Consider the following 25,181-nt stretch of genomic DNA (forward strand, 5'->3'; position numbering starts at 1 on the left):
CACAAATTGTCCAAATATAAATCAGCGCAGCCAGGCTGCGCTGATTTATATTTACCGGGATTTTACCGAGAAACAGGAGCTGGCGCCTCCGAATTCCTGGAATCGGAAATTCCAGCACCGGCGGATTCCTCCGGATCCTGGCGCCGGAAGAGGGCGTGCGGCCACCACATCCACCGGCCGACATCGAGCGTGAGCGCGGTGACCAGCACCGACCGCACGATCATGGTGTCGAGCAGGATGCCCACCGCCACCGTGAAGCCGAGCTCGGCGATGAAGACCAGGGGCAGCGTGGCCAGTGCGGCGAAGGTGCCGGCCAGCACCAGACCGGCCGCGGTGATGACACCACCGGTCGAGGTGAGGCCCTTGAGCGCGCCCTGCCGGGTGCCGAGCCGGTTGCTCTCCTCCCTGATCCGGGTGACGAGGAAGATGTTGTAGTCGACGCCCAGGGCGACCAGGAAGACGAACACCCAGAGCGGGAAGGCGGAATCGGCCCCCGCGAAGTCGAAGACGTGGTTGAAGAAGAAGGCGGCGAGGCCGAGCGCCGTGAAGAAGGACAGCACCACGCTCGCGATCAGCAGCAGCGGTGCCACCAGTGCCCGCAACAGCAGCGCGAGGATGCAGAACACCACGGCGAGGATCACCGGGATGATCAGTCCGCGGTCACGGCTGGAGGCCTCGCGCATGTCGTGCACGACGGCGCTGCTGCCGCCCACCTTCGCCTCCGCCCCGTCCAGCCGGCCGAGGCTCTCACGGGCCGCGGTGACCGTGTCCATCGCGGCCGGCGAGTCGGCTCCCGCGGCCAGTGTCACCTCGACATAGGCCAGCCCGTCCTTGACCTGGGGCTCGGCGACCTCGTTGACACCGGGCACCTTCTCCAGCGCGCCGCGCACCTCGGCCGCCGCGGAGTCCTTGGCGATGACGACCATCGGCTCACCGGAGCCCGCCGGGAAGTGCCGGGCGAGGATCTCCTCACCCACCACCGACTCCGGCTTGGTCTTGAAGCCGTCCTTCTGCTGGAGCCCGTCGGCGTTCAGGGTGACGGCCAGCGTGGCCACCGCGCCCAGCACCAGGGTGGTCGTGATCCAGACCGTGCGGGGGCGGCCGGAGACCAGTCGGGCGACCCGCGTCCACACGCCCCGGGTGACATCGGGCTCCGTGCCGTGCTTGGGCCGGGCCGGCCAGAAGATCCAGCGGCCGAAGATCACCAGCAGGGCGGGCAGCAGCGTCATCATCGACAGCAGGCCCACCAGCACACCGACGGCGCACACCGGGCCGAGGCCCTTGGTGGAGTTCAGCGCGGCCAGCAGCAGCACCAGCATGCTGATGGCGACCGTGGCCGCGCTGGCCACGATGGCGGGACCGGCGCGGTGCAGCGCCACGGCCATGGCCTCGTGCCGGTCCTCGTGCCGGCGCAGCTCCTCCCGGTAGCGGGCGACGAGCAGCAGCGCGTAGTCGGTGGCCGCGCCGAGCACCAGCACCGTGAGGATCATCGCGGTCTGGGCGTTGACCGTGAGTCCGGCGTTCTTGGCCAGCAGGTAGATGATGGCCTGCGAGATCACCAGGGACATGCCCGCGGAGATCATCGGCAGCAGCCAGAGCAGCGGACTGCGGTAGGTGACGACGAGGATCGTCACGACGATGAGCAGGGTGACCAGGGTCAGTTTGAAGTCGGCGCTGCTGAACGACTCCGCGGAGTCGGCGGCATAGCCGGTCGGGCCCGTCACATGGACGCCGAGACCGTCGGGCGCGTTGGGCTGTGCGACCTTCCGCAGGTCCTTCGTGGCCTCGTTGAGCCCCTCCCAGCCCTCCTTGCCGAGGTGGACGTTGACCACCGTGCGCAAGGCCTTGCCGTCCTCCGAGCGCACCGGGCCGAACGGCTTGCCCACCACGTGGGTGCCGTCCGCGAAGTCCGCGGCGTCGGCCCGGGCCTTCGCCTCGTCGGCGGCCGTGATCCCGGAGGCGCGGTCGTAGACGACGATGGCCGGGCTGGTGTCGGCGGGCTGGAACTTCTCGGAGAGTTCGAGCACTTCGGTCGATTCGGCGTTGCCGGGCAGCCAGGCGGCGGCGTCGTTGGACTCGACGTCGCCGAGCTTGCCGGCCAGCGGCTGGAGCACGATGAGCAGACCGATCCAGCCGACGAGCACCAGCCACTTGACCCGGCGCCCACCGGGCCAGGCCAGCAGTTTGCGTGTCATCTAGAAACCCTCTTCCTCACGAGGCTTGGGCGGCAGCCGGAAGGCCAGCGCGAAGGACACCGCCAGCAGTCCGATCACGATCCAGAGCGTGCGGACCATCGCGGTGCTGAAGTTCTCGGTGTGGGCCGTCTGCCAGGCGCGCGCGGTGGCCTCGGCCAGCTCCGGCCGGACCTGCTGGATGTCGCGGCAGCTCACGGGCGTGTGTGCGGAGTCCTTCTGGCTCGCCGATTCCCGCAGGCACTCCCGCAGGTCGGCGAGGAGCCGGTCCTGCTCGGCCGGACTCGCCCCGGCGGCGCTGAGTTCGGCCCGGGTGCGGCTCGCGCCGTCGGCGACGCTCGCCGGGGCCTGGGAGCCGAGCAGCCCGAAGAACAGGGTCGCGAGCACCGCGACACCGACCGCGAAGCCGAGCTGCTGGACCGCGGTGAGGACGCCGGAGGCGGTGCCGGCCTCCTGCTTGTCGACGTCGGCCAGGGCGATGTCGAAGAGCAGACCGATCATGATGCCCATGCCGAGTCCGGCCACGGCGATGCCGGGGACGAGCTCCCAGCTGGTCAGACCGCCGGCCTGGTCGCCGATGGTCAGCAGCATGATCAGTACGCCGAGTGCCATCACCACGAGCCCGCCGTGCAGGGCCTTGCGGCCGAACTTGGCGCCCAGCACCGCCCCGGTCAGGATCGCGCCGACGACCAGGAACACCGACCAGGGCATCATCGTCAGCGCCGCCCGGGTCGGGCTGAAGCCCAGGCCGATCTGCAGGTGCAGGCCGAGCAGCAGCGACATTCCGGAGATGCCGGTGAAGAACACCAGCGCCACCGCGAGTCCGGCGGCGTAGCGGGACCTGCGCAGCAGGCTGAGCTCGATGAGCGTGGCGCCGCCGCGCCTCTCCTGGCGCAGTTCGTAGGCGACGAAGGCGGCGAGGACGGCCGCGCCGCCCGCCATCAGCACGAACGTCCAGGCGGGCCAGTCGCGTTCGCGGCCCTGGACGAGCGGGAAGATCAGCAGGGTCAGGCCGAGCGTCACCAGCAGCATGCCGCCGACGTCGAACCTGGGCCGTACGGGTGCCTTGCCCTCGGGCAGCAGCAGCACCGCACCGATGATCACGGCCGCCCCGATCGGCAGGTTGATCAGGAAGACGGACCGCCAGCCGCTGCCGAACAGGTCGGCGTCGACCAGGAATCCGGCGACGATCGGGCCGAGCACGGCGCCCAGTCCGATGGCGGGCCCGAACGCGCCGAACGCCGCCGCGGTCTCCTTGGGCGGGAACATCTGCTTGATGAGGCCGAGCCCCTGAGGAATCATCAGCGCGCCCAGCCCGCCCTGCAGGAAGCGCGCGGCGATGAGCATCTCGGAACTGCCCGACGCCGCGCACAGCACGGAGGCCAGGGTGAAGCCGACGGCGCCGATGACGAACATGCGCTTACGGCCGTAGATGTCACCGAGCCGGCCGCCGACCACGAGCAGGACGGCGAAGGCGAGCGTGTACCCGACGGTGATCCACTGGATGACGCTGAGGCTGCCGCCCAGGTCGGCGCGGACCGCGGGCGCGGCGATGTTCATGACCGTGCCGTCGAGCAGGTCCATGATCTCGGCGCCGAGGATGACGGCGAGCGCGGCCCAGCGGCGCGCGTAGGCCGGCGACTCCGACGCGGATTCGGCCGCGGTCTCGGCGGCGGTCGTGTCCGGGGCGGGTTCGTGCTCCGGCACCAGCGCCGTCGGTGGCGCCGCCCCCCTGTCCGGTTCGTCTGGTTCAACGGAACTCATGGCATCCCCCGAGATCCTCGACAACAGGTCCATGAACGACCACCGTTCTATAGTGGAACGGTGGTCGTGTCAAGAAACGGTGGCCGACGATGACATACGATGACGGCCATCCCCTGTTGCGAAGCGAAGGAAGGAGGCCCATGCCCGAGGAGATCCCCGTACCGCCGTGGCGCCGGCCGAAGAAGGCGCCGCCGCGGATGCCCCTGACCCAGGACCGGATCGTCGACACGGCGCTCGGCATCCTCGACGCCGAGGGGCTCGACGCGCTGAGCATGCGGCGGCTCGCGCAGGAGCTGAAGACCGGACACGCTTCGCTGTACGCGCACGTGGGGAACCGGGACGAGCTGCTCGACCTCGTCTTCGACCTGGTGCTGACCGAGGTGGAGATCCCGGAGCCGGAGCCGGGCCGCTGGGCGGAGCAGGTCAAGGAGATGTGCCGGTCGCTGCGGCGGATGTTCCTGGCCCACCGGGACCTGGCGCGCATCGCGATCGACCGGGTCCCGCTCGGCCCCAACGGGATCCTGGGGATGGAGCGCACCCTGAACCTGCTGCGCGCGGGGGGTCTGCGGGACGAACTCGCCGCCTACGGGGGCGATCTGCTGTCGACGTTCGTCACGGCGGAGGCCCTGGAGCAGTCGTCCCGGCACTCCGGTACGGAACAGAGCGAGGAGCAGGCCGGCATGTTCGCCGACCAGCTCCACGGCTATCTGAAGTCGCTGCCGGCCACCCAGTTCCCGAACCTGGTCCACCTGGCCGGCCCGATCACCTCGCTCGACTCCGACCGTCGGTTCGAGCTCGGCCTGGAGATCATCATCGCCGGCCTGGTGGCCGGGGCCGGCGACGACGGGGACACATGAACGGCACTGACGGCACTGACGGCACTGACGGCACTGCAGACGCTGCAGACGCTGCAGACGCTGACAACGACGTCAGGACGGCAGGATCGACCCTTCCGGGGTCATGAAGACGGCCTTCGGCGGTCCCATGAGCCCGGGCAGAGAGCTCAGCGCCTCCCGCAGCTTGGCCGAGCGCGGGTCGGCGCTGAAGTTCTCCCGGTAGGCCTCCTCGCTCTCCCACTGGGCGTAGTTGACGACCGCCGTGCCGTCCGTGCTCGCGTGGTACGTGGCCGACAGGAAGCCGGGCACCTCGCGGATCCACTCCTGCACCCCGCCCGTGGCCAGCTCCACCAGCTTGCGCTGGGTGGCGGGGCCGTCCACCGCGAAGGTGACGACGGCGACAAAGCCCACCTGAGGGTCGTTCACTTCAGCCATCGTTGCTCCTCCTCAACAGCTCTCCGGCATACAGCGTCGCTCCCGGCCCGAACTGCAGCCCGATATGGCTCGCGGCCGCGTGCACATCGCGCCACAGGCGCTGCAGCGGGCTGTCCTCGGTCTGCGCCCGGGTGCCCGCGGAGGCGAACAGCCGGTCGGTCGCGGCGGTCAGCAGCTCGGCCGCCAGGGCACAGTCCCGCGCCCCCCGGCCCACCAGTTCAGCGGTCACCCCGCCGGCGTCGGCGACCGCGGCGACCCGCTCCAGCAGCAGCTGGGCCGCGTCGATCTCGCCGGTGGCCCGGGCCAGCGTGTGCTCGTACAGCACCCGGTCCTGGGAGGAGACGGCGTTCTGCCCGGTCGGCCCGGCCAGCTTCGCGGCGATCCACGAGGTCCACACGGCGGCGGCGCCGCGGGCGGCGCCGAGCATCGGCAGCGCGAAGGCCAGCCCGTTGACCGCCCGCATCGGCACGGTGTGGCAGATCGCCTCGGCACCCGGACCGAGGCCGGACGCGATGGCCGCCCGGGTGCAGGACCGCCCGTCCGGCACGAACACCCCGTCGAGCACGAGGGTGTTGCTGCCCGTACCGCGCATGCCCATCGGGTACCAGCTGTCGACGATGCCGTACGCCTCACGCGGCACCGCGAAGAACCACGGCTCCTGCCCCGCCATGGCGCACACCAGCGCCCAGTCGGAGTGGTCGACGACGCTGACGAACGGCCAGGTGCCCGACACCTGCCAGCCGCCCGCGGTCCGCTCGGCGCGGCCGAGCGGCATCAGGGCGCCGACGATCAGGGCGTCGGGGCCGTCGGACCACAGCTCGGCCCGGCCCTCCTGCGGCAGATAGGCGGCCATCCGGCCGAGGCTCGCCGTGAGCGAGGCGTACCAGGCCGTCGAGGCGCAGGCCTCCCCCAGTACCGCGACCGGCTCCACGAGTTCGGCGAAGGTCGCGGCCCGGCCGCCGTGCGCCACCGGCACGAAGTGGGCGGCGAACCCGGCATCGAGGACCGCGCGGACGACATCGGGGCTCAGCCGGCGCTGCTGCTCGGCCTCGGCCGTCCGCTTCCCGGCGAGCCCGGCGATCCGGCGCGCCCCGGCCACCAGAGATGACCGCTCCTGGGTCTCCTGGGTCATCGCGTCCTCGCTCATGCCGGGTCCATCGGGGCCCAGCCGGTCTTGGCCAGCCACTGGTCGAGGGTGAGCATCTGCGGGAACTGTGCGCGCAGCGTGGGGATGTCGGCGTGATAGCCGATGCCGTTGAGCCAGGTGTACGAGATCGCCTGCCACTCGAAGCCCGTGCGGTGCAGCTCCGGTATCGGCACCGAGACGAAGCGGGCGGGCAGCCCGGTGTGCCGGCCGAACGCGTCCGCGATCTGCTCGCCGGTCAGCTCGTCCCCGGCGAGCTCGATCTTGGCGCCGCCGAAGGTGTCGGGGTCGTCGAAGGCGTCGGCGGCGAAGTAGCCGATGTCGGGGCCGCTGATCATCTGCAGGGTGTTGGCCGGCCCGAGCCCCCGCCGGAAGGTCAGCACGCCGTCCTCCATGACGAGGGGCGACATGTCGTGGTTGAGGTTCTCCATGAAGTACGAGGGCCGCAGGAAGGTGAAGTTGAGCTCGTTCTCCTGGATCCGCCGCTCGATCGCGAGCTTGGACAGCCGCCAGTTCACGCCCTCCGGCCGCTCGGCGCCGCCGACGGAGCTGTGGACGTAGTGCTGGACGCCGAGGTCACGGGCGGCGTCGGCGCAGATCTTGCCCTGCCGCTCCTCGCCCTCCACGCCCGCCGGCGTCATCGGCGTCTGGATGCTGAACACGCCGTACGCGCCCTTCATCGCGGCGCGCACCGACTCGGCGTCCTCCAGGTCGCCGGTGTGCAGGCTCGCGCCCAGCTCCCGCAGCTCCTTGGCCTTGGGCGCGCCCGGGTCGCGGACGAACGCCCGTACGGTCCAGCCGCGTTCCAGCAGGTACCGGGCCGCGGAGCCGCCTTGCTTGCCGGTGGCGCCGAGGACCAGTACGGGCTTGTTCTCATCGGGCATGGCTGTGCCTTTCGTTGGTCGTCGTCACGAGTGGCGGGAGGCGGCCGGCGAGGTGGACACCGAGAGCCCGCGGGCGGACAGCCGCACCCCTTGGCCGAAGTAGCGCTCCAGGAACAGCCCCAGCCCGAAGCTGAGGCCACGCGGCCGTACGGCCTCCTCACGGCCGCCGTTGTCGCGGCGCAGCCAGCGCGCGTCCAGCGAACGCAGGCCGATCCGGTCCACGGACAGCACCTCCTGCCCGTCGGCCGTCCAGCGGGCCGTGCCGGCCGCGGCGTCGTAGGCGACCTCCAGCCGGTGGAGCGTGCCGGGGGTGCGGTCCGCGACCGGGACGCAGTAGGTGAAGGCGGCGAACTCGGCGTCCGGCTGGAGCGCGAGCCGCTCGTAGACCGCGTAGAGGCGGCTGTGCGTGAGGAAGAAGTCGAAGATGATGCCGGTCTCGAGGTCGACCGAGATCAGACCGCCCGCGCCGAGCCGGGGGTCGGTGGTGGCCTCGGCCACGTCGTCGTACGGGTGGGAGCGCAGGCCGAAGCCGCGCAGTCCCATCTCGGCGGTGACCGAGAGGACTTCACCGGGCGGTGCGGTGAAGCCGCCGCGCGCGGAGGCGGTGCCGCCGGTGGTGAAGGCGCCCCAGCGCAGATGGAGCGGGGCGCCGTCCGGTCCCGGCTTGGGCTCGGTGAACGCCGGCCGCCGGGTGCGGGGCTGCAGGGCGCTCGGTACGACCGTCAGGCCGCCCGGCCCGCCGCGGACGACCCCGTCCCCCTCGGGAAGACCGTCGACCGGGCGCAGCCGCCATGGCGCGCCCGGTCCCTCGGTCACCAGTCCCGCGGTGAAATCCTCGCGGAAGATTTCTGTACTCATCCGGCCCTCCCCGTGGTGTGCCCGTCCTACGGGCTCCACCCTGGCAAGAGGGCATCGAGCTCCACTCGAAGCGGAGTCGAAGGGGTCTGGGCCCCTGGGCAGGGTCGTCGGTCAGACGTTACGGCCGCGCTGCGCGGTGTCCTCGCCGATGCCCCAGGTGATGATGCGCCTGGGGTGGATGCGGATCATCGCGGTGCCGAAGTACGGGTGCGGCGGCTGGGCGTCGGTCAGTGCCTCGGCCCGGCCGCGCACTTCGATACCGCGTACGTTCCACGGCTGCATGGAGAGCAGGTCGTCCACGACGAAGGCGACCTGGTCGTTCTTGCCGACGTTGCGGAACTTCTTGCTGGCCGTCAGGTTGTGCCCGCCGATGTCGATCGTGCCGGTCTCGGTGTTGATCGTGAACGAGACGGGGTTGACCTGGGGCTGCCCGTCGGCCGCCACGGTGGCCAGCCGGCCGAGGTTCTGGGAGGCGTAGTACTCGAGCTCGTCAGGAGTGAAAGGCATGTCAGCTTCCTTGGGCCTTGGTGTGGTCGGAGTGCTCCCGGCGGGGCGCGGGGCCCGCCGGGGGCTTCGGGGTCGTGACGGTGGAGGGCAACCAGCGGAGCACGGCGAGGGCGCCCACGAGGGCCGCCGCGGCGGCGGCCCCGGCGGCCAGGTGCATGGCGTCCAGGAAAGCCTGCCGTGCCGGACCGACAAGTCCGCTCTCCCCCAACCGAGTCGCAGCCAGCAGCGTGGCGTCCAGGGACTCGCCGGCCTCGTGCCGCACGGAAGGCGGCAGTACGGCGAGCTCGTCCTCGATGCCGCTGCGGTAGGCGGCGCCCATCAGGGAGCCGAGCACCGCGACGCCGAGGGCGCCGCCCAGCTGGCGCACGGTGTTGTTCATCGCGGAGGCCACGCCCGCCTTCTCGCGTGGGATCGCGTTCATGATGGACACGGCTGCGGTCGGCATGACGCAGGCTACGCCTGCTCCCAGTGCGCCGAACAAGGCGAGGATCAGCCAGAGCGGGGCGTGTTGGGTCACGAAGACGACCCCGCAGAGCGAGGCGGTCACGGCGAGCATGCCCGCCGCGCACACGTTCCTGGGGCCGATCGAGCGCACGAGGACCGTGCTGAGGGGCCCGCAGACCACGTTCGCGACGGCCAGCGCCACGGTGCAGCTCCCGGCCTGGAGGGGGGTGTAGCCGCGCACGCTCTGGAGGTAGAAGGCGCTGAAGAACAGAAAGCCCATCATCGCGAAGCTGACGAAGCCGACGGCCGCGACAGCGGTGGAGAAGGCCTTCAGCCGGAAGAAGCCGAGCTCCAGCGAGGGCTCCGCGGTACGGCGCTCGTGCCACAGGAACACCCCGAGCAGTCCGAGCCCGGCCAGTCCGGGCCCCCAGACGGTGGGCTGGGTGACCCCGCCGGTCCGGCCGGCCTCGATGATGCCGTAGACGACGAGCACGAGCCCGGCGATCGAGAGCAGCAGCCCGGCCGCGTCGACGCGTTTGCCGGTGGCGCCCCGGGTTTCGGGCACCAGCAGCACCACGGCGACCAGACAGACCGCCACGATCGGCACGTTGACCAGGAAGACCGAGCCCCACCAGAAGTGCGCGAGCAGCAGCCCGCCGGTGACGGGGCCGATGCCGAGGGCGAAGCCGACCGAGGCCGCCCAGATCCCGAGGGCCTTGGGGCGCTCGCGCATCGGGAAGACGGCGGCGATGGTGGCGAGCGTGCTCGGCAGCACCGCGGCGCCGCTCACCCCCATGCAGGCCCGCGCGACGATGAGCTGCTCCGGCGACCCGGCGTAGGCCCCGGCCAGCGAGGACAGCCCGAACAGGGCGAGGCCCAGCAGCAGTACGCGTCTGCGGCCCAGCCGGTCGCCGAGCACACCCCAGGTGAACAGGGTCGCGGCGAAGGCCAGGGTGTAGGCGCTGAGCACCCACTCGACCTGGCTGTGCGAGGCGCCGAGGCCCTGCTCCGGGTCGGTGAGGGTGCGCAGCGTCACGTTGAGCACGGTGTTGTCGAGGATGATGCTCACCAGGCTCAGGACCAGCACCGCGAGGACGGCCCAGCGCCGCGGATGCCCCTCGTGCGCGTGCGCCGGGCCGCCCGGTCGAGCGGGACCCGAGGTCACAGGTCCGGCTGTCACAGGTCCGGCACCAGGACGAGCTTGCCGCGCACATGGCCCTGCTCCAGCCTGTGGTGGGCCTCTGCCGCCTTGGCGAAGGGCAGGACGGCCTCGACGTGCGGCCGCAGCCGGCCCTCGGCGCAGAGCGCGGCCAGCGCGGCGAGCCGCTCGGCGGAGCGCACCACCTGCGGCATGACGATGCCCTCCTGGGCGGCGGCGCGGAAGTTGGCGATGGTGGCGATCCGGCCCCGGTCCGCGACGAGTTCGAGCGACACGGCGAGCGCCTCCGGACCGCCGTGGCAGTCGAGGGCCGCGTCCACGCCGTCCGGGGCGAGGGCGCGCGCCCGGTCGGCGAAGCCCGGACCGTAGGCGACGGGCAGCGCGCCCAGCGAGCGCAGGAACTCGTGGTTGTGCTCGCCGGCGCTGCCGATCGCCGTGCCGCCCCGCTCGCGGACGAGCTGGACGGCGAGGCTGCCGACGCCGCCGGCCGCGGCGTGCACGAGCACGGTGTCGCCCTGGCCGACGCGCAGGGCGTCCAGGGCGATGTCCGCGGTCTGCCCGACGGCCGAGAGCGACCCGGCGACCTCCCAGGACAGCTCCGGCGGCTTGGCGGTGATCTGGTCCGCGCCGACGGCGAGCAGCTCGGTGCCGGACTGCATGACGGCGAACCCGAGCACCTCGTCGCCGGGCGCGAACCCGGTCACCTCCGGTCCGGTCCGCTCGACGACCCCGGCGAACTCGTTGCCGATGATCTGCGGGAACTCGACCGGATAACGCCCCCGCATGCCGCCGGACCGCACCCGGCAGTCGAACCCGTTGACCCCGACGGCCCGCACCCGGACCGTCACCTGACCCGGCCCTGGCACCGGCTCGGGGACGTCGACGAGGCCCAGTACGTCCGGCCCGCCGAACTGGTGGATGGCTACGGCCTTAGGCATGCGTTCTCCACTTTCGCTTGACGGTGCTTGTTACTTGTTGACCTGCGTGCTGGCCAGGACGGTCTGGGGCTTCGCCGGGTCCGGGAAGCACTCGAACGGGCCCCACTCGTCCAGGATCGGCTGGTAGCGGTACCAGTAGAAACCGGGCTGCTCGTAACTGGAGCCGCCCGGACCGAAGTTGAGGGTACCGGCGGCCTTCGGGGCCTTGTAGGTGACCTTCAGCGTCGGCAGGTCGAACTCGACACCGCCCTCCAGCGGGCCGGAGGCGCTGACGATGATGTCCTTGCCCTCGATCTGCACCTTGAGCGCGGAGTCACCGAGGCCGCTGCCGCCGGTGAGCTTCACCTTCTTGACCTTCGCGCCCTCGGGGATCCGGTAGGCGACCCGCACGTCCTTGACGGTCTTGTTGTACTCGGCGAAGGCGGTGATCGGGGCCGGGTCGTACGTGGCCTGGAACTGCTTGCCCGCACGGACCGAGGCGGGCACGGTGACGTCGAAGCCGCGCTTGTAGTCGTAGACCGGGTGCGTGTTGCCCTGCACATAGGTCCGGCACTCGTACGGCACGTCCACGGTGGCGGCGTGCGCGCTGGTGCCCAGGCTCATCACGCCCCCGAGGGCGATGGCGGAAGCGGTGGTCAGACGTATCACGTGTTGACGCGACGAGGTCATGAATGGATCTCCTTCGGACTCTGGAACGCGAATGCGAATGCGAATGCGAATGGGAATGGGAATGGGAATGGGAAGGGGAAGGGGAATGGGAAATGGGAACGGATGGCTCGGAACGGAAGGCCGGGGAAGGGTCAGGGAATGAGCACGACCCGGCCCAGCTGGGCCCTGGCCTCCAGAAGGGTGTGCGCCTCGGCGGCCCGCTCCAGGGGCAGCCGGGCGTGTACGGCGGACTTGACCTGTCCCTCGGCGAGCAGCCGGGTGAGTTCGGCGACGCCCGCCGCGTACTCGTGCGGTCGGCCGAGCCGCCAGGCCGACAGCGCGAAGCCGGTGACGTACTTGATGCCGATGAGGTCCATCACGGACACCCGCGGGATCTCCAGCTCGCCGCCGGACGAGCCGTAGAACACCAGCCGGCCGCCCGGGGCGAGCAGGCGGACGCCCTGCTGGAGGACCTCGGCGCCCACGCCGTCCAGGATCAGGTCGGGCCCGCGTCCCTCGGTGAGTTCGCGGACCTCCTCGGCCCAGTGCGGGGAGCGGTGGTCGACGACGGCGTCGGCGCCCACGGCCCGGGCGAACTCGCGTTTGGCGGGCTCGCCCGCGGTGCCGATGATCCGGCCCGCGCCGGCCGCCCGGGCGAGCTGGACCGCGATGTGGCCCACGCCGCCGGCCGCCGCGTGCACCAACACCGTCTCGTCCTTGGCGAGTTGCCCGGTCCGCAGAATGCCGAGGGCGATGAGTCCGGTGCCCGGGAGGACCGCGGCCTCCGCGGCGTCCAGTTCCTCGGGTACGGGGACGACGGTGGCGGCGTCGACGACGACCTGCTCGGCGTAGGCGCCGTAGAGGGTGAAGGCGCCGACCCGGTCCCCGGGGTTCAGCCCCGTGACGTCGGGCCCCACCGCGCTGATCCTGCCGACCACGTCACCGCCGAGGACGACGGGGAACTCGGGCTTCCACATCGGCGCGGGGAAGACCTCGCGCCGCATCTGGGTCTGCGCGTGGCCGACGCTGACCGCCTCGACGGCGATGCGCACCTGGCCGGGTCCGGGCTCGGGAACGGGACGCTCGGCGACGTGGAGCACGTCGGGTGCGCCGTACCGGTCGAACTGGATGGCACGCATCACTTCTCCATCTCCTTCTCCTTCTCCTGGGACTTCCCGGTCCGCCCCAGGGCGGCCAGTACGGCGTGGTGCCTCTCGTCACGGTCGCGGACCAGCTCGGCGTAGGTCCGGTCTCCGTAGGCGGCCTCGGTCTGCGCGACCAGGGCCTCGATCGCTTCCGTGCCGAGGGCGGGCTGTCCGAGGCCGCGCCAGCCCTGTTCGAGGCCGCTGCCGAGGTGTTCGAGCCACTTGCGCAGGCCGCCGGGGCCGCCGCCCAGGTGGAAGGCGTGGAACGGGCCGATGGTGGACCAGCGCAGCCCGATCGAGTCGGTGACGATCCGGTCGAGCTCCTCGACGGTCACCACGCCTTCGAGGACGAGGTGGATGCTCTCGCGCAGCAGCGCGGACTGCAGCCGGTTGGCGGCGAAGCCGGGCAGCGCCCTGCGCAGCACGACGGGGGTCCGGCCGACCGACTCCAGAAAGGCCACGGCCCTTTCGACGGCGTCCGGGTCGGTGCGTTCCCCGCCGAGCACCTCGACCAGCGGCACGATGTGCGGCGGGTTGAAGGGGTGGGCGACGACCAGCCGGCCCGGTCCGGGCATGTCCCGGCCCAGGTCGTCGGGGAGCAGTTTCGACGTCGAGGACAGCACGAGGGCGTGGTCCGGGGCGGCCTCGCCGATCTCGGCGAACAACCGCTGCTTGAGAGGCAGGTCGTCGGGCGCGTTCTCGGAGACGAAGTCGGCCCCGGTCACCGCGCGGCCGACGTCCGGCTCGTACTCGATCCGCGCCGCCAGCTCCTCCGCGCGGCCCGGGGAGAACAGTTCGAGCCCCTCACGCACGATGCGCCGGGCGTCGGGCCTGCGGCTGTTGACCCGTACGGTCAGTCCGTGGGCGCTGAACAGATTGATCCATCCCAGACCGATCGTGCCCGCCCCGATCACTGTCACGGTGCACATGGCGACGAGGCTGGCAGCGCCCACTCGAACCCGGCTCGAGCGGACTTCGAGGCCACGGGGCGACCGTGGCCGCATGACCATCACCGCGCTTCCCACCGGCCTGTACGCCGAGGTCCTGTCGTTCTACGGCCACCAGATGCAGAAGCTGGACGGCCGTGACTTCGCGGGCTACGCCGCGACCTTCACCGAGGACGGCGAGTTCAAGCACTCCCCCTCGCTGCCCGCCGCCCACACCCGTGCCGGGATCCTCGCCGTCCTGGAGGACTTCCACCAGAAGTTCGACGCCCGCAAGATCCAGCGCCGGCACTGGTTCAACCACGTGGCCGTCACCCAGTCCCCCGACGGCTCCCTCACGGCGACCAGCTACTGCCTGGTCCTCACCGTCCACGCCGACGTCAAGGAACCCGAGTTCGGCCCGAGCTGCGTCGTCCACGACGTCCTGGTCCGCGACGACAACGGCGACCTGCTCCTGCGCTCCCGGCATGTGAGTCACGACCACGTGTTCCCTGCCTGACGGGCACCCCGCCGGACACCCCGCCGGGCTCCCCGGCACGAGCCCGGCCTGGAGGCGCGGCGCGGACCACTGATGCCCGTGGGCGCGAGCGTCAGGCGCCCGGCAGCAGGACGACTCCGTCGTGGTCGGCGTGCAGGAGTCACCGGTGGTGAACTTGCCCCCGCCGAACGACGCGCGCAGGTCGACGGCGCCCGCGCCCGCTTTCCCGCTCTTGCGAGGGCTGGTGCCCAGGGCGTGGACGCCGATGTCCATGCCGGCGAGGACGGCGCTGTCGCGACGGCCCCGTACACGACGACTCCCGCCCATCCGTTGTCACGTGCCCGCTCGGCCATCAGGTCCCCGAGGAGCGCGGTGCGCAGCGAGGCTCCACCGTCGACGACCGCGACACAGCCCTCGCCGGGAGTGCGGAGCAGTTCGTGCAGCAGGGCGTTGTCGCCGGGGCAGGAGAGGGCGCGCACCGGGCCGGCGAAGGAGTGGACGGCGCCGTACGAGATGAACTGCACGTCACAGACCCACAGTTGGTCACCGTGCTCGTCGGCGAGGTCGGCGGTGGCGATCGGGGATGTCCTGTGCATTTGCAACTCCAGGGTCGGTGTCGGGGTCCACCGCGAGGCGCGCCGGGTTCGGTGCGGGACGGACGCGCCGCCGGTCACCGCCTAACCGTCACTGTTGCGGCGACTTACCTGAGGCGTACGTCGGGTCTCTTCAAGGAGGAAGAGCACGACCGCTAACCCCTGCGGAACCGCGCCGGACGCGGGCCGGGCCGCCGCGGCAGCACCCCGCCGCCGGTCCCGGACCGCCCTCGCACTCGGCGCCGTGGCCTCCCTCCTGCTCGTCGCCGCCTGCGGCGCCGGCCAGGACGAGCCGGGCACCGACAACGTCATCGAGTCCGGCAAGGCGCCCTCGTACTACCCCGCCGCGTACAAGGACGTCATCGCGGCGCCGAAGAAGTACTCCCCGCCGGAGCCACGGCCACCGACCTGGTGCTCACCCTCACCGAGCTCCTGCGGGCCCACGGAGTCATCGGCAAGGACCGCGTTCCCCTGGACCAGGCCAAGTCCCGCTTCCGCAGCGCCGTCGACGCCGTCCGCCGCCAGAGCGAGAGCGACGACACGAGGACCTCGGGCACCTCCAACACCTCGAACACCTCGAACACCTCCACTGTCGTCATCGATGGAACCGCGCACGAGCTGTCCGACGGCGCGGTGGCGGTCGCGGCCATCACGTCCTGCACCACCACCTCCAACCCGGCGGTCATGGTGGGCGCCGGTCTGCTCGCCCGCAACGCCGTCAGGGCGGGACTGCGCAGCAAGCCCTGGGTCAAGACCACCCTCAGCCCCGGCTCGCGGGCCGTTATGGACTACTTCCGGCGGGCCGGCCTCGTCCAGGATCTGGAGGCCCTCGGCTTCCATCTGGCCGGGTTCGGCTGCATGACGTGCATAAAACTCGGCGACCATGTCACCACCGACCACATCTCCCCGGCCGGCGCCATCACCGCTGCCGGTGCGGCGGCCGACTATCTCGCACAACTCGGCGTACCCAGAGGGGACTTCAACACATATGCCTCCCTGCGCGGCAACCACCAGGTGATGATGCGGGGCGCGTTCGCCAACGTCAGGCTGCGCAACCAGGTGGCACCCGGCACCCGGGGCGGCCGAACCCGCAACTTCCTCGCGGACGGCCGCGAGGACTCGATCCACGACACGGCGGCCGCCTACCGTGCGGCCGGCGTCCCCATGGTCGTCGTGGCCGGCCGGGACTACGGCGGTGGGTCCTCCCGGGACTGGGCCGCCAAGAGGCCCGCGCTGCTGGGCGTCCGCTCCCTGATCGCGCAGTCCTTCGAACGTATCCACCGCTCGAACCTGATCGCCATGGGCGTCCTGCCCCTGGAACTCGTCGACAGCGGCCCGCGCGACCTGGCCCCGACCGGCACCGAGACCATCACCGTCTCAGGGCTGGAAACCCTCAACACCGGACACGTCCCCGCCACGGTCCGCGTCCTCGCCGACGGCCGCGAGTTCACCGCCCGGGTCCGCCTGCCCCCCCCCGCGAGGCCGACTACTTCCGCCACGGCGGGGTCATGCCGTACGTCCTTCGCGGCCTGCTCTCAGGTGCGACGGGCACCGACCAGTGAGGTACACCCATGAACGCCGGGTCTTCCCAGCCTTCCCAGCCTTCCCAGCCTGCTCGGCCTTCTCAGCCTGCTCGGCCTTCTCGAAGGGCGGTGCTGCTGGCGTCGGCCGGCGCCCCCCTGGCATCGGCGGCCACCCACCCGCCTACGGCCTCGATTCCCGGCAGACGCTCTCCGATCAGTACGCAGTACGCCTACGTGGGCTCCCGGGCCAGCAGGCAGCGCAACACCCGCGGCGCCGGCATCACCGTGTGGCGGGTGGACACCGGACAGGACACCTGGGATCACACCGTCGCCGCCCGGCGCGATCCCGATCAACCCGTCCTTCCTCGCTCTCAACCCCGAAAGCACCCGCCTGTACGCCGTCCACGGAGACGCCACGAGTGTCAGTGCCTTCGCCGTCGACCCGTCCTACGGCACCTTGACGCTGATCGACACCGTCGACCCACCGGGCGCTGGCTTGCGATACCCGACCGCGGCCTGGACCGCGTCTTCGTCGCCACCCTCGACTCCACGACCGGTGCGCTGGCCCTCAACGACCCGGGCTGGGTCCGGACCAGGGAGGCGGAAGGCCCCCGGCACATCGCGTTCCACCCGCACCGTCCCCTGGCGTACGTCGTCAACGAACTCCGCTCCACCGTTCACACCTACCGGTGGAACGCGGAAGCAGGCACCTTGACGCCTCTCCAGACACTCGCCTCCACCGAGCCGTCGACAACCGGCGACACCCGTGCCGCCGAGATCGCCGTCTCCCCCAGAGGCGGACACGTCTACGCCTCCAACCGAAGCGGCGCAGGGGACTCCACTCCTGGCGGACCCGACCCCGACACCCTCGGCGTCTTCACCGTCGAACACCACGGCGGCCTCAAGCCCGTCAGCTGGGTCTCCACCCAGGGCATCCGACCGCGCTTCTTCGGCCTGGAACCGTCCGGCCGACGACTCTTCGCCGCCAACGAGGTCACCGACACCATCGTCGGCTACACCCTCGTCACCGGGGCCGCCACCTGCACCCCCTCGGCGTCGTCGCCGAGGCCGGTTCCCCCGCCTCCGTCGTGTGGCGCGGGGTGTGAGTACGGCAGCGGCCCCGGGCTCCTGCACAGGTCTCAGCCGCCCAAGGCACTGAAGCGGAATCGCTCACCAACTCCGGCCCTCGCCCGCGATCCCCCACTCACAGCGGCCAAGCAGTCAGCAAATCGCCGGGACCGTAGGCGGCATCGAGCCCCGGACAGTCGACTCCGCTGCGCGAGACCGCCACGACGGGAACAGGTTCACCGGTGAGGGCGGCCCGGTGCCGATGGAGAGCTGCCAGGTCGTGCCGGTCGAAGGGCGAGTGCTCCAGCCACTTGATGGAGCCGACGAAGATCATCCTCTTGGCGATCGGGGCGCGGTCCGCCCCGACGATGTCGATCTCGACGTCGTTGGTGCGGGTCCAATAGCCGCCCACCGCGGGCGCCGCGGGGAGTCGGTCGTCGGGCAGTACCCGAGCGAGGGACTCGCGGACGAGCGGCTCGATCGCCCGGCCGCGCCAACTCGTCCAGCTCTCCTGGATCCGCGCCAGTGTCAGATCACCCCGCCCTCGCTCGATCTCCTCCATGGAGGGGCCGAGCAGGTGCAGCCAAAACCGCAGGTAGGGATCTGCCACCCGGTAGCGGCGATCCTTCGAGGGACGCAGCGATACGGGCAGCTCCGCAGCGACGATCCGCTTGTTGGTGAGCAGCTCCAGCGCTCGCTGCAGCGGCGTGGCCCCGATCCCGCCGGCCGCACGGGCAATGTTGGTGAAGGTCCGCTCGCCACTGCCGATGGCGGCCAGCACCGTACGCGCCTGAGCCTGCGGAGGGAATTCGGCAGCCAACGAGCGCTCAGCCGATACCAGCAGGGCCGAAACGGGGTCATGCAGGGCCTCGCCGAGGAAGTCCCACAGCCCTGCACCGTGCGGCCACTCCGCGCAGATCAGCGGCAGCCCGCCGGTGACCAGCGCGGCGTCGAAGGCTTCCGCCGGTTCCAGCCCGATCATTTTCCCCACCTCGGCGGGGTTCAGCGGCCCGAGCACCATCTCCCGACCACGCTGATGGAAAGGCCGTCCATAACTGTTCAGCGCCTCCATCATCGAAAGATCCGAGCCAATGAGGACCAGCAGCACAGGCCTGGTCTCCAGCAACCGGTCCCAGGCCCGCTGCAGCATTCCCTCAAAGGCGCCATCGGCATCCATCAGGTACGGCACTTCGTCGATGACCAGCACGCTCGCCCGGTCGGCGGGCAGCGCCGCGGCCAGCACATCGAACGCGGTGTCCCAACTCTCCGGGCGCGCGGCAGCCACCAGCCCCGCCAGTGGCAACGTCGATGCCTGGGCGTCCCGCGCCAGCCGTGCGAGATCGTTCCCAGGCGATGCACCTGTGGCCGCGTAGAACAAGAACGGAGCTCCGGAGCGCTCCGCAAACCGCTCGACCAGCCGCGATTTGCCCACCCGGCGCCGCCCACGCAACATCACGCACCGGCCGGGACGCTCCCCGCCAACCCCTGCCGCCACCTTGTGCAGCTCTCGCTCCAAGATCGCCAGTTCCTGCCGACGGCCTACAAATTCCGCCATGTCCGCCGACCTCCAGGCATGAGACTAACGGCCACGTTACTAACATGCACGTTAGTATCTCCAGGGCCTATTCTCGATCACTTTGCCCGATCGTGGTCGGCTCCAGTCACGGGCAGGGGCAGACGGAGAACATCGAGGAACAGAAGAGGCAACGGGCAACCCCGTCGAACCTCGATTCTCAAGGCGCACCTCATGCCAAACTCGCTCTTGAATGCGAAGCGGAACGGATCCGTCACGTGGAGTGTTCGGCATTTGCTCTGTTCTTGTGGCCACTGTTGAAGGGGGAGCCTAGCAATGAGCGCAGCTTTACGTTTTGGCCCGGAACTTCGCCGTTTACGACAGGAGGCGGGACTGACTCTGACCGAGTTCTCCGTGGCGCTCAACTACGACAAGGGGCACCTCAGCAAGGTCGAGCGCGGGGAGCGTTCCGCCTCCCCAGAGCTGGCCCGCCGGTGCGACGCCTTCCTCAGCGCGAACGGCCAGCTGCAGCGCCTGGTCATCCGCCCCGAGACCCGCTCGGACACCACGGAGACACCCGCCACCCAGAGCCCCTGGCTCGTCGGGCGCAGGGAGGTCCTCGCGGCGGGTACGGGAGCGCTGATCGACCTCGGTCTGAAGCTCGGCTGTCAGCCTTCCGCCGCCGCCAGCCCCCTCCTCCCCTCCTTCCGCGAGCAGTTCGACCAGTTGCGAAAGCTCGGCCAGTCCACCGCACCGAAGGTCCTGCTTCCCCTGCTGGAGACACAGACGCGCACGGTCGCCGGGCTGGCCGCCGACTCCCCGGCCGCCACGCGGACGCCCGCGCTTCTGCTCGCGTCGCGGTTCGCGGAGTTCACCGGCTGGATGGCCCAGGAGGCCGGGGACAGCGGCGCGGCGCTCGGCTGGACCGGTGAGGCCGCCGAACTGGCGCGTGCCGGGGGCGATCCCTACCTCGGTTCCTACGCACTCGTGCGGCGCGCCCTGGTCACGTTCTACGGCGGGGACGCCGCGGGCACCGTCGCCTTGGCCCGCCGGGCCCAGAGTGACGAACTCCCACCGCGCATCCGGGGGCTCGCGGCACAGCGGGAGGCGCAGGGACACGCGCTCGTCGGCGACGAACGCGACTGCCTCCGCAGCCTCGACAGGGCGCGAGAACTGCTCGACAGCGACGACGCCCGCAGCGGCGCCGAGCCCGTGATCGGCACTACCCATGTGAGCGATCCGGCGGCGATGACGACCGGCTGGTGCCTGCAGGACCTCGGTCGCCCCAAGGCCGCCGCCGAGGTCCTCGACCGGGAGTGCCGCCGCCTCCCGCCGCACGCGCTGCGCACCCGCGCCCGGTACGGCTTCCGCAGGGCCTTGGCCCATGCCGCCTCCGGAGAGGTCGATCACGCGTGCGTGATCGCCGAGGAGCTCCTGGGGGTGATGCCGGCAGTGCCCTCGGCGACGGTGAACAGCGACATCCGGCGTCTCGCGCGGGAGCTCTCCCGCTTCCGGAGCAGCCGGGCCGTACGCGATCTGCAGCCGTCGCTGGCACGGGTACTGGCCCCGACGCACGGCTGAAACCGGCTCCACGACCGACGCCGGGTCAAGCCGCAGGCACACCGGGCTACCCGGTTCGGCCCTCCGGATCCCACGCCCCGCCGGGATCCTCCAGTCCCCTCCGACACGTCGCACCGCTCCCCGGCTTCTTCGGGCTGCCGAAGGCCAGAAGCGCAGCGGGCGGCGCGCTTTCACCCATACGCCCTCCCGTGGACCCGTCACGCCGTCACACGGTCGGGACCTCATGGGTCGGGCGGACCGACGTCCCGGTCCGCGGCCCCGGCTCGTACCCACTGCCCCCGTCTTCCGTCTTTCGCTCACGAAGGGAACCTCCATGCCCGACGTCTTCGTCAACTACCGCACGGGCGATGAGGAATCCGCGGCCACCATGATCGCTCGGGAGCTCGCCCGGCGGTTCGGCGGCGAGCGGATCTTCTTCGCCAGCAACTCGATAGAGCTCGGACACCGCTTCCCGGCGGAGCTGGTCAGGGCGGTAGAGGAGTGCCAGGCGCTCCTCGCCGTGATCGGCCCTCGCTGGGCGGAGGTGCATAGGTCCGACGGCCGCCCCGCTCTCGAAGCCCCACAGGACTGGACCCGTCGCGAGATTCAGACCGCGCTCGACCGAGGAATCCTGGTGATCCCCCTGCTCGTCGGAAAGACCACGCGGATCGACCCCTCCCTCCTCCCGGACGATCTGCGGGAGCTGGCGGACTGCCAGTACAGGAGGTTCGACCACCGCAACGCCGAGTCGGACCTGGCGACGCTCGGCGACGCCCTCGCCCGGCTGCTGCCCGAGCTGGGCGCGGTGGACCGCGACGCCCGTGCCGGACAGGATCGGGCGGAGACCAAGGCTCGCAAGAAGCCGACCCAGGGTGCCGAGCACACCACGATGCGGACGCGCGACGTCGAGCAGCGCGTGCGCGGCGGCATCGGAAACCTCAACGGAGACCTGTCCGGCACCTTCGTCAACGAGCCACAGGGGCCCGTGAACACCGGTCGGGGACACCAGTACAACGCTCCCCACTTCCAGGGCGACAACACCGGGGTCCAGTTCACGGCCGGGGACAACAGCGGTACGGTCCACCAGCGCTTCGAGCGCGAGAGTCGGCGCTCGGACGACGGACGATGACCGAGCAGGACCGCGTCACCGTCAACGATCCGCGTGGTCCCGTGAACAGCGGAGTGGGGCACCAGTACGTCTTCTATGGCGTCGGCACGGATTGGATGATCCGCAGAGGGGTCGAGTCCCTCCGGATCGTCCGCGAGGACCGGGTGCGCCTGGCCGACCGGTTCGTTCGGCCTGTTGGCTATCGTGTCGCAGCCGACCATTTGGAGAAGCCCGGATCGGTGGTGCTGCTGGAGGCTCCGCCCGGCAGCGGCCGCCGCGCCGCGGCGATCATGCTGCTGCACGGGCTCGGTGAGGACGGGGGCGCCGACGACGAGGGCGGCCGGTTCGATGAGCTTCCCGCCACGGAGAAGGAGGAGCTGCCTTTCGCTCCCGGTGAGGGGGACCGCTACCTCCTCGACCTCTCCGGGATCGCCGACGAGGAGGCGTACGCCACGGCCCAGCGCCGCCTGGCCGTGCACCGGTCACAGGTCCAGGACGCGGGGGCCCACATGGTCGTCGTCCTGCCCTCGGGCATGGAGCACGCGCACTCGCCGGACCTCGAACCGCACACAGTGACGCTGGGGCGTCCCCGGGGCGTCGCCGTCGTCACTCGGCACCTCCGCATGGACCGGATGGCCTTTAGCTCCGCGGACCTGGTCAGCGCTGACCTGCAGCACCTGTGCGACCGCTCCCCCATGCGGGAACTGGCGCGGCTCGCGGGGCTGGTGAGAGCCGCTCGCGACAGTGGCCGGTTCGGCACCGACTTCGCGGGATGGCTCGACCAGGCGATACACGCGCTGACCGACCGTGCCGACGAGGTGGGCCGACAGATGGCCACGGTCCGTACTGCGCCCGAGCGGGCCCTGCTCCTCGCGACGGCGGTCTTCGAAGAGGCTCGCGCCGACGCCGTCTACGAGGCGTGGCACGGCCTGATGAGGACGGTGGGGCACGAGGAAGAGGCGACGACCGAGCTCGCGCGCACGGATTTCGGGGAGCGGTTGGCGGCGCTCGGGATCGAACGAGGCCCGGACAGTCGGCTCCGCTTCGAGCGACTGGCCTACGCGGACGCGGTCCGGACGTACTTCTGGGCGAACTTCCCCGGAGTGCGCGACGACCTCAGGAGCTGGATCGGCCAGGCCGCCGGGCTGCGCGGTCTGACCACCGACGACCAGGTGAACGTCGTCGTCCGTTTCGGCGAGCGGTCCCTGGCAGTCGGACGGCCCGACCACCTCTTCGACGTCGTGGTGCACTGGGCCGACCGCGCGACCGGAGCGTCCTGCGACCCGCGAGCCGTGGCGGCCCTTGAACTCGGCCTCAGCCACGAGGGGTTCGGAGGATGGTTCCGCAACCGGATGTACAAGTGTGTGACGTCGGGCCCCTTGTCGGACGGTCTTGTCCGCGTCCTGACCGCCGCCTGCCTTCAGAGCCTCGGCGCGACGCACCCGGATCAGGCGATGGTGCGGCTCCACTACCTCGCTGTACGGGAGGGGCTGGCGGCGCGCGAGGCCGGTAAGGCACTTCTCGACCTCGCCGGCGGCGACCGTCGGCTCTACCGGCTGCTGATCGACCGCCTGCGGCACCGGACACATCAGGAGCCGCGCAGGGCAGAACCCCATCTTCGGCTGCTCACGGGGCTGTTGACGAGCGACCGGGCACCGAACCCGCCACCGTGGCCGGACCTGTTCCAGGGCTGGGGAACGGTCTTCTCCCAGCCACCGACGGAGCTCTGGAACCCGCTGGTGAGCGGCTGGCTGAACGCCGCGGCGCGCGACGGTACACGGGAGATGGCGCTGAGCGTGATGGTCGAGGCCACGCACGGCCGCACGGCCGCTCTCCACCGCCTCTACACCATCGCATGCGCGTGGGCGGGGCCCGCTCGCCACCCGACCCGGGCGGCGGTCGCCGCCCTCTTCTGGCAGCACATCGACCACGCGCAGTACGCCCGCACAGAGAGTACGGAGCGTGCGGGCGCCGGACCACGGATCACGGAAGAGGAACGATGAAGCACCGCTTTCCCAGCCTGCTGTTCGTCGCTCTCTGCGGCCTCGCACCTGCTGGGCTCGGAAACCTCCTGCACTGGTCGGCGTGGCTGTGGGGCTTCATGTCCATGGTCACGGTCTCGGGCTCACTGCTGCTGGTGACGACGGCCCTCGGCGTTGGCCGTGCGTCGGCCGCCCCTTCCGAGCCCGGGGACCCCGAACCACCCGCCGCGCCGACGGAGCCGCCGTACCAGGAGACGCGGGTGGTGGACGCGGCGTTGCCGAGCGCCGTGGCCGGCTACGACTTCCTCTTCTCCGCCACCGTGTGGTGGAGGCCGGTCTCCGACCACCCTGACCGGTCCGACGGATCCTCCCCTGCCCTCGCCGTGTCCTCGATCGTCAGCCGGGCCCTTGAGGTCGTCCACCGTGAGGAGCCGGGCCGGGCGAGCTTCGCGCGGTATCTCCTGGAGGGGGAGCTGGCAGTCCCGCTCCCGGACCGGAGCGGACGGGTCAAGGCCCTCGCGGCCGATGTGACGCTGACCCTCGCCCACGCCGACCGCGAGCGCCTGCGGAAGCTGAACGACCTTCGCAAGGACGAGGAGATCTGGGAGCACGAACGTCAGCACGAGCGCAACAAGCGGCGCTATCTCGGTGACGACGTGCTCAAGAGCGCGGGCAGCGCGGTGGTGTGGTGGCTCGCCCGCCACGACAACGAGATCGAGAAGGCCGTCGACATGATCGGCCCGCTCGCCCAGATCGCGGCGGCGGCAAACGACGAGGAGGTGCCCGAGCTGTTCCGCCACCTGCTCGTCCCGCCCGTGAGCGCGCTGAGCGAGGCAACCGTAGGGGGTCCGCTGTGGCGCGGGGACGGCCAGGGAGGAGGGGCCTTCGACCGCGAGGAGGAAGTAGGGGTCTCGGATCGGCTGCTCCTGTTGCTGGCGGCGCTGGGCCTGAAGCCGGACATGGACGAGTACACGGTGTTCGTGCACCGCGTGGTGCGGAGCCTGGAAGCGGCCGGGCTGGACGAGGCCGCCGAGGAGATCAGGCGGACCGTTCTCCCGACGCCCGCCGAGGGCGGGAGCGAGGGGCCGGAGGGTGCGCCTTCGGGCGAAGGCGACATAACGGGGCCCTGGTCGCCGGGCTCCCCAGCCCCCGAGGGCTCGCCGTTCGCCGACGCGGCCGCGGACCCGGATGCCGACGCGGGCGCGGGCGCGGGCATGTTCACACCGGGGATAGCGGAGAGCGGCGCTGGCGAACGAAACCACGACCGACAGGAGACGAGCGACGACGACATGACGCCTCCGCATTTCTGGGACACCTCGCACAGCCCACACCGGCCCGCCGCACCTCGAACACGGGATGAGGACGAGGCCGGGAGCTGATCCGGTAGTCGCTCGGCTCTCCGGGGCTCCCCTTGACCGCACGCCGCGGCGGGGGAGCCCTTCCTGCACGGGAAAGCAC

Annotated in this window: 21 protein-coding genes and 1 pseudogene; 8 read left to right on the top strand and 14 right to left on the bottom strand. The window is 71.1% G+C overall.

Annotation, left to right across the window (positions count from 1 at the left end; genetic code table 11):
* Positions 1 to 62: 62 nt before the first annotated feature.
* The gene (locus AQJ67_RS12185; protein WP_062718371.1) at positions 63 to 2,195 is read right to left on the bottom strand and encodes an MMPL family transporter; all 2,133 of its coding nucleotides are present in this window, start codon (positions 2,193 to 2,195) and stop codon (positions 63 to 65) included.
* Positions 2,196 to 3,956 (bottom strand): MFS transporter, encoded by a 1,761-nt coding sequence (locus tag AQJ67_RS12190; protein ID WP_079055901.1) that lies wholly within the window; start codon positions 3,954 to 3,956, stop codon positions 2,196 to 2,198.
* A gap of 113 nt (positions 3,957 to 4,069) precedes the next feature.
* Between AQJ67_RS12190 and AQJ67_RS12195 the strand changes: the two genes are divergently transcribed.
* A complete protein-coding gene (locus AQJ67_RS12195) occupies positions 4,070 to 4,813 on the top strand; it encodes a TetR/AcrR family transcriptional regulator (RefSeq protein WP_107122866.1) in 744 nt (247 codons plus the stop codon).
* A gap of 72 nt (positions 4,814 to 4,885) precedes the next feature.
* Here the strand turns inward: AQJ67_RS12195 and AQJ67_RS12200 are convergent, their stop codons facing one another.
* The 10 genes from AQJ67_RS12200 to AQJ67_RS12245 all read right to left on the bottom strand — a co-directional run bounded on the left by AQJ67_RS12200 (position 4,886) and on the right by AQJ67_RS12245 (position 13,883).
* Positions 4,886 to 5,227, bottom strand: a complete 342-nt coding sequence (locus tag AQJ67_RS12200) for an antibiotic biosynthesis monooxygenase (RefSeq protein WP_062718377.1) — start codon at positions 5,225 to 5,227, stop codon at positions 4,886 to 4,888.
* Positions 5,220 to 6,374, bottom strand: a complete 1,155-nt coding sequence (locus tag AQJ67_RS12205) for an acyl-CoA dehydrogenase family protein (RefSeq protein ID WP_107122849.1) — start codon at positions 6,372 to 6,374, stop codon at positions 5,220 to 5,222. Before AQJ67_RS12205 ends, AQJ67_RS12200 begins: the two co-directional genes overlap by 8 nt.
* Positions 6,371 to 7,255, bottom strand: a complete 885-nt coding sequence (locus tag AQJ67_RS12210) for an NmrA/HSCARG family protein (protein ID WP_062718381.1) — start codon at positions 7,253 to 7,255, stop codon at positions 6,371 to 6,373. Before AQJ67_RS12210 ends, AQJ67_RS12205 begins: the two co-directional genes overlap by 4 nt.
* A gap of 24 nt (positions 7,256 to 7,279) precedes the next feature.
* Positions 7,280 to 8,113 carry a DUF6081 family protein gene (locus AQJ67_RS12215; protein WP_062718383.1) on the bottom strand — a complete coding sequence of 278 codons (834 nt, stop codon included), beginning with the start codon at positions 8,111 to 8,113 and terminating at the stop codon, positions 7,280 to 7,282.
* 111 nt (positions 8,114 to 8,224) lie between these two features.
* Positions 8,225 to 8,620, bottom strand: a complete 396-nt coding sequence (locus tag AQJ67_RS12220) for a PPOX class F420-dependent oxidoreductase (protein ID WP_062718386.1) — start codon at positions 8,618 to 8,620, stop codon at positions 8,225 to 8,227.
* Between the two features lies 1 nt (position 8,621).
* On the bottom strand, positions 8,622 to 10,229 hold the full coding sequence (locus tag AQJ67_RS12225; RefSeq protein ID WP_062718388.1) for an MFS transporter: 1,608 nt from the start codon (positions 10,227 to 10,229) through the stop codon (positions 8,622 to 8,624).
* A gap of 11 nt (positions 10,230 to 10,240) precedes the next feature.
* Positions 10,241 to 11,161: an NADP-dependent oxidoreductase gene (locus tag AQJ67_RS12230; RefSeq protein WP_062718391.1), complete on the bottom strand. Its 921-nt coding sequence runs from the start codon at positions 11,159 to 11,161 to the stop codon at positions 10,241 to 10,243.
* A gap of 30 nt (positions 11,162 to 11,191) precedes the next feature.
* A complete protein-coding gene (locus tag AQJ67_RS12235) occupies positions 11,192 to 11,830 on the bottom strand; it encodes a hypothetical protein (protein WP_062718393.1) in 639 nt (212 codons plus the stop codon).
* 131 nt (positions 11,831 to 11,961) lie between these two features.
* Positions 11,962 to 12,948 carry a quinone oxidoreductase family protein gene (locus AQJ67_RS12240; RefSeq protein WP_062718395.1) on the bottom strand — a complete coding sequence of 329 codons (987 nt, stop codon included), beginning with the start codon at positions 12,946 to 12,948 and terminating at the stop codon, positions 11,962 to 11,964.
* The gene (locus AQJ67_RS12245) at positions 12,948 to 13,883 is read right to left on the bottom strand and encodes a 3-hydroxyacyl-CoA dehydrogenase NAD-binding domain-containing protein (RefSeq protein ID WP_062718580.1); all 936 of its coding nucleotides are present in this window, start codon (positions 13,881 to 13,883) and stop codon (positions 12,948 to 12,950) included. Before AQJ67_RS12245 ends, AQJ67_RS12240 begins: the two co-directional genes overlap by 1 nt.
* A gap of 73 nt (positions 13,884 to 13,956) precedes the next feature.
* Here AQJ67_RS12245 and AQJ67_RS12250 point away from each other — a divergent pair, with 73 nt between their 5' ends.
* Positions 13,957 to 14,397: a nuclear transport factor 2 family protein gene (locus tag AQJ67_RS12250; protein ID WP_062718397.1), complete on the top strand. Its 441-nt coding sequence runs from the start codon at positions 13,957 to 13,959 to the stop codon at positions 14,395 to 14,397.
* Here the strand turns inward: AQJ67_RS12250 and AQJ67_RS44995 are convergent.
* A complete protein-coding gene (locus AQJ67_RS44995) occupies positions 14,373 to 14,972 on the bottom strand; it encodes an RraA family protein (protein WP_244190437.1) in 600 nt (199 codons plus the stop codon). The two genes, AQJ67_RS12250 and AQJ67_RS44995, sit on opposite strands and share 25 nt — an antisense overlap.
* Before the next feature lie 408 nt (positions 14,973 to 15,380).
* On the opposite strand from AQJ67_RS44995, the pseudogene AQJ67_RS12255 reads away from it, so the two are divergent.
* Positions 15,381 to 16,531, top strand: a pseudogene (locus AQJ67_RS12255) (aconitase family protein).
* 477 nt (positions 16,532 to 17,008) lie between these two features.
* Positions 17,009 to 17,806 carry a lactonase family protein gene (locus tag AQJ67_RS50660; RefSeq protein WP_425264147.1) on the top strand — a complete coding sequence of 266 codons (798 nt, stop codon included), beginning with the start codon at positions 17,009 to 17,011 and terminating at the stop codon, positions 17,804 to 17,806.
* Here AQJ67_RS50660 and AQJ67_RS12260 read toward each other — a convergent pair.
* Positions 17,697 to 19,115 carry an ATP-binding protein gene (locus AQJ67_RS12260; protein WP_062718402.1) on the bottom strand — a complete coding sequence of 473 codons (1,419 nt, stop codon included), beginning with the start codon at positions 19,113 to 19,115 and terminating at the stop codon, positions 17,697 to 17,699. The genes AQJ67_RS50660 and AQJ67_RS12260 overlap by 110 nt on opposite strands.
* Positions 19,116 to 19,409: 294 nt before the next feature.
* Between AQJ67_RS12260 and AQJ67_RS12265 the strand changes: the two genes are divergently transcribed.
* From AQJ67_RS12265 to AQJ67_RS12280, 4 genes are all read left to right on the top strand, one after another.
* Positions 19,410 to 20,654, top strand: coding sequence for a helix-turn-helix domain-containing protein (locus AQJ67_RS12265; RefSeq protein WP_062718403.1), 1,245 nt, complete (start codon positions 19,410 to 19,412; stop codon positions 20,652 to 20,654).
* Positions 20,655 to 20,967: 313 nt separating this feature from the next.
* A complete protein-coding gene (locus tag AQJ67_RS12270; RefSeq protein ID WP_062718406.1) occupies positions 20,968 to 21,762 on the top strand; it encodes a toll/interleukin-1 receptor domain-containing protein in 795 nt (264 codons plus the stop codon).
* The gene (locus AQJ67_RS12275; protein WP_062718408.1) at positions 21,759 to 23,744 is read left to right on the top strand and encodes a hypothetical protein; all 1,986 of its coding nucleotides are present in this window, start codon (positions 21,759 to 21,761) and stop codon (positions 23,742 to 23,744) included. The genes AQJ67_RS12270 and AQJ67_RS12275 overlap by 4 nt, the downstream gene beginning before the upstream one ends.
* The gene (locus AQJ67_RS12280; protein WP_062718409.1) at positions 23,741 to 25,102 is read left to right on the top strand and encodes a hypothetical protein; all 1,362 of its coding nucleotides are present in this window, start codon (positions 23,741 to 23,743) and stop codon (positions 25,100 to 25,102) included. Before AQJ67_RS12275 ends, AQJ67_RS12280 begins: the two co-directional genes overlap by 4 nt.
* The last annotated feature ends 79 nt before the right edge of the window (positions 25,103 to 25,181 follow it).

Origin of the sequence: Streptomyces caeruleatus (genome assembly GCF_001514235.1) — a bacterium.
GTDB classification, from domain to species: domain Bacteria; phylum Actinomycetota; class Actinomycetes; order Streptomycetales; family Streptomycetaceae; genus Streptomyces; species Streptomyces caeruleatus.